The organism is Stenotrophomonas sp. STEN023, from assembly GCF_056760135.1.
On the sequence record NZ_JBRREF010000149.1, the window covers coordinates 1 to 4,312 of the forward strand.

Here is a 4,312-nt window from a genome sequence, read left to right on the forward strand (position 1 = left end):
GTGGGGCCACCCCCGCCATCCCACCACCCCACCCCCCCCCACCCCCCCCCTTGGCGGCCCTATTGGTTGGCCGCCCGGGCCGTGGTGCCGTGCTGGGCCCCCCACTACGGAAACCAAACCAAGAAAGGCGCCTTGCGGCGCCTTTCTTGGTTCAACCGCGCAGGAGATTACTCCCGCGGTGGCACCACATCCTTGGCTTCGCTGCCGAAGCTGCCTTCAGACTCCGCCGCCAGATAGGCAAACACGGTATACGCAGCCACGTTCTGGGCAAGCGCCTTTGGGTCGATCTTGTCCAGGGTATCGTCCGGGGTGTGGTGCAGATCGAAATAATCGGTTCCGTCCTGCGCCAACCACGCCCAGGCGCCGCCCTTGGCGGCCAGCGGTCCTACGTCGGGGCCTGGGCCGCCTTGGTTGGCACGGTATTCGATGCCCAGCGGTGCCAGCGCCTCGCCGATCTGCCGGGTGGCTTCACGCGACTCGGCCGGATTGCCCGAGCCGGTGTTGAAGGCATAGATGCGGCCCGCACCGAAGTCGCTCTCGGCGGCGATGTGCTGCTGCACGACCTCGCCGGCCGCCACGCGCGCCGCGGCATAGGCCTTGCCGCCGTATAGCCCTTGCTCTTCATTGGCGAAGGCGATGACGCGGATGGTGCGCTTGGGCGCCTGCTTGAGCTGACCGATCAGATGGCCAGCGGCCATGGTGATGCCGACACCTGCGCCGTCATCGATGGCGCCCGTGCCCAGGTCCCAGGAATCCAGATGGCCGCCGATCACCACCACTTCCCTGGGCAGGCTGCGGCCGGTGATCTCGCCGATCACATTCTGCGAGGTGTACGTGCCGTCCCAGCCGCAATCCAGCGCGATGCGGATACGGGTAGCGCCGCGCGCGACCAGACGATTGAGTTGGTCGGCGTCCGGGCCGGAGAGCGCGGCCGACGGCACCGGGGTCAGGCCTTCGTCATAACGGGTGATACCGGTATGCGGCATACGATGCGAATCGGTACCGGCAGAACGCATGATGAAGCCGATAGCACCTTTGCGGATTGCTTCGGACGGACCACGGCTGCGCACACTGCCGCCGATGCCATAGTCAGCGCCATCCCGCTTGCGGGTCATGGTGAAGTCGACATAGGCGATCTTGCCAGTCAACGAGCCTTCCGGTGCCGCCTTCAATGCATCCAGGCCTTCGAAACGCACGACTTCGGCTTCCACCGTGCCGGCCGGGCTGCCGCCCAAGGCGGTGATGGTCAGAGGCTGCGGGTGCGCGCCCAGTACCGAGGCATGCTCGCTGCGACGCTCCCACTTCGGGAAGGTGACCGGCTCGGTCCACACCTTGTCGAAGCCCAGCGCCTTGAATTTGGCCTTGGCCCACTCCACCGCACGCGCATCGGCCTCGCTGCCTGCCATGCGCGGGCCGATTTCGGTGGTCAGCGACTCAACCACCTGCCATGCAGTGTTGTCAGCCAAAGCCTGCTCACGCAGTTCGCCAGCCTTGGCCACTGCCTGCTGCGGGATATGGGTAGGCGCTGCGTTGGCAGCGGCCGAGGTGCACAGCAGTAGAAGGGCAAGGGAAAGAGCACGGCGACGCATAGTCAATTCCAAGGTGATTTGTCCAGTCAGGGTAACAGTGACGTGTCGTAGGGGAATGTGCCAGTTGGTATGGGGAAGCCTGCTTGGCCGATGCGGGGGATTCTCCTCTGGCAGCGTTCTGACAGATCGTTTAGGCCGATAGTGAGGTGAAAACCGCTACAGAGTGAACAGGGGTTCCCCTGTGTCGGCAGCCCTGCGTCGCGCGCGAGCCTGAGCTTTCCACCGATCGGGTGGATGAACCAGGACGAATTGATGACATTGAGAAACAGAGCTGCAGGGACGTTGTTGGTGGCGATGCTTGCGCCAAGCGCAGGATGGGCACAGGCGCACTCGCTGGAGGACGTGCGCTTTACCGGGCCATTGGTGACACCGTCGCCGTCAACTCTGCCGCAGGGAAGGTTCTACGCCCAGCCCTATTGGATACACACGCATGCCAGCGGGCGCTATGACGATCATGGCGATAGGCATGCCTTGAAGGATTCCAGTGACTCGTCGCTGCTGACGTTGTTGCTCAGCGCTGGCATCACCGATCATCTTTCTGGTGAACTGGTGCTGGACAGCGCCAAGAGCACGCAAGGCAAACAGCACAGTGACGGTTTCCGTGTTGCTGACAGCGCGCTGCGGCTGCGTTATCTGTTCCGTGAAGGTGATGCCTTGAATGGCAAGGCTGCACTTGCAGTGATGCTTGGTCAGTCATTGCCGACTGGGCGCTATGACGAGCTGGGCGACAAGCTGCTCAATGGCCAAGGCAGTGGTGTGTCGCGCAGCAACTTGTCGCTGATCGCTCAGAACTATCACTGGCTGGCCAACGGGCGGCCGTTGCGTTGGCGCTGGCAGGCCCGCTGGAGCCCGGCGCCGCGGGATGTGTCGGTCAATGGTGCCAGTGTGTATGGCACCGACCGCAGCTTTCGTGGGCATGTCAGTCCGGGGCCTGCGCTCAGTGCAGCGTTGGGCTTGGAATACAGCATCAACCACCACTGGGCGCTTGCCCTGGACGTGACTGCAAGCCGCCAATCGGGGAACCTGCTCGATGGCACCGAGCTGGATGCGTCGGGACAACGCCAGCACGTCCAGCAACATGATGGGGCGAGCCGTAGTTTCAGTGTCGCGCCGGCGCTGGAGTACAACTTCAATCAGCAGATTGGGTTTCTGGTAGGGGTGCAGGCGTCGCTGCCGGGCGGGCGCAACAGCGCCTCCTATGTCAGCCCGCAGGCGTCGATGACCTTGTTGTTCTAAGGCCCTGAAACGACAGCGGCCGGGCGTTGGCCCGGCCGCTGTCGGTAAGCATGATGATCGATCAGTGCTTGTTGAGGCCGTCGCGGATCTCGCGCAGCAGCAGCACTTCTTCCGTCGGCTCCGGCGCAGCGGCCGGTGCTTCCTGCTTCTTGCGCGACAGCCGGTTCACCACCTTGACCAGCATGAAGATCGCAAAGGCGACGATGACGAACTGGATCAGCGTGTTGATGAAATCGCCATAGCCGATCACCACTGCAGGGATTTCCTTGCCGTCGGCGCCGATCTTGGCCGGTGCCAAGGTCAAGGCCAATGCCGAGAAATCGACATTGCCGATCAGCCAGCCGATCGGCGGCATGATCACCTTCTCGACCAGCGAGGTGACGATCTTGCCGAATGCGGCACCGATCACGACACCGACCGCCAGGTCGATGACGTTGCCGCGCATCGCAAATTCCTTGAATTCGCTGATCATTCCCATGTGTTTGTCCTAGGTATGCATGAAGGGGAGCTGGCGCAGACTACCCCAGTGGATGTCATCAGGCGATCAAACCGTCGCGTTGTGCGATTTTTCCAAGGCGGGCACTGAAGCGATCACCGCGCTGCAGCGCGGCCACGCCGGCGGGGGTACCCATGAAGACCAGGTCGCCGGCGCGCAGCGCGTAGAGCTTGGACAGCTCATGCAGGATGTCCGCGACGTTCCAGATCATCTGGTCCAGCGTGGATTTCTGACGTTCCTCGCCATTGATTTCCAGTGACAGCTCCAACGGCGCCAGCTCACCCACCTCGGATGCCAGCACCAGGCTGCTGACCGGAGCGGAATGGTCGAAGCCCTTGGCGATATCCCAGGGGCCGCCCTTGGCCTTGGCAGCAGCCTGCAGGTCGCGGCGGGTCAGGTCCAGGCCTACGCCGTAGGCCAGCACCAACGCCATTGCATCTTCGACGGCGAGCACGCCGGCAGGTGCATCCCTGCCAAGCGCCACGACCAGTTCGACCTCATGGTGCAGATCGGAGGTGGCGGACGGGTAGGGGATCGTGGCATCGCCAACGACCACGGCATCGGCGGGCTTCATGAAGAACATCGGCTGGCCGCGCTCGCTGGCCGAGGCGGGCGCAGCAGCGCCCATCTCGCGTGCATGATCGGCAAAGTTGCGGCCCACGCAGTAGATGCGGTGCACCGGGAACGTACCGCCACCGGCGACCGGGATGCGGGGCAAGGGCAGGGCGGGAATCAGATCAGTCATGTTTGCGTCCAGGTGAAACGACGCAAAATTCTAGCGGACGCAGGCATCTGTGTAGAGCGTAGGCACGCTGCGCGCGAAGGCCAATTTGTGGGAGCGGCGTAAGCCGCGAAGCAGATGGTCGATCAGATTGCAGCTATGCCGGTAGTCTCGGTGGTGTCGGCTTCGCCCGGGGCGCGCGCGCGCCAGCCGCGAGACAGCCCGCCCGCACGACAGTTCATGGTGTTGGGTGGCGGCGGGACGCGCGGG

Annotated in this window: 4 protein-coding genes; 1 reads left to right on the forward strand and 3 read right to left on the reverse strand. The window is 63.8% G+C overall.

The features are described from left to right. Positions 1-167 precede the first annotated feature (167 nt). Positions 168-1,589 carry a M28 family peptidase gene (locus ACVOLV_RS21990; RefSeq protein WP_481556213.1) on the reverse strand — a complete coding sequence of 474 codons (1,422 nt, stop codon included), beginning with the start codon at positions 1,587-1,589 and terminating at the stop codon, positions 168-170. 252 nt (positions 1,590-1,841) lie between these two features. Here ACVOLV_RS21990 and ACVOLV_RS21995 point away from each other — a divergent pair, with 252 nt between their 5' ends. Next, positions 1,842-2,825: a hypothetical protein gene (locus tag ACVOLV_RS21995; protein WP_481556214.1), complete on the forward strand. Its 984-nt coding sequence runs from the start codon at positions 1,842-1,844 to the stop codon at positions 2,823-2,825. A gap of 61 nt (positions 2,826-2,886) precedes the next feature. Here the strand turns inward: ACVOLV_RS21995 and mscL are convergent, their stop codons facing one another. Beyond that, positions 2,887-3,303: a large-conductance mechanosensitive channel protein MscL gene (mscL, locus tag ACVOLV_RS22000; protein WP_481556215.1), complete on the reverse strand. Its 417-nt coding sequence runs from the start codon at positions 3,301-3,303 to the stop codon at positions 2,887-2,889. Positions 3,304-3,361: 58 nt separating this feature from the next. After that, positions 3,362-4,066 (reverse strand): fumarylacetoacetate hydrolase family protein, encoded by a 705-nt coding sequence (locus ACVOLV_RS22005; protein WP_481556216.1) that lies wholly within the window; start codon positions 4,064-4,066, stop codon positions 3,362-3,364. Positions 4,067-4,312: the final 246 nt, after the last annotated feature.

Bases quoted from the DNA above. Each gene is read 5' to 3' on its own strand.
- ACVOLV_RS21990 (WP_481556213.1), bottom strand. From the start codon at position 1,589: ATGCGTCGCCGTGCTCTTTCCCTTGCCCTTCTACTGCTGTGCACCTCG.
- ACVOLV_RS21995 (WP_481556214.1), top strand. From the start codon at position 1,842: ATGACATTGAGAAACAGAGCTGCAGGGACGTTGTTGGTGGCGATGCTT.
- mscL (WP_481556215.1), bottom strand. From the start codon at position 3,303: ATGGGAATGATCAGCGAATTCAAGGAATTTGCGATGCGCGGCAACGTC.
- ACVOLV_RS22005 (WP_481556216.1), bottom strand. From the start codon at position 4,066: ATGACTGATCTGATTCCCGCCCTGCCCTTGCCCCGCATCCCGGTCGCC.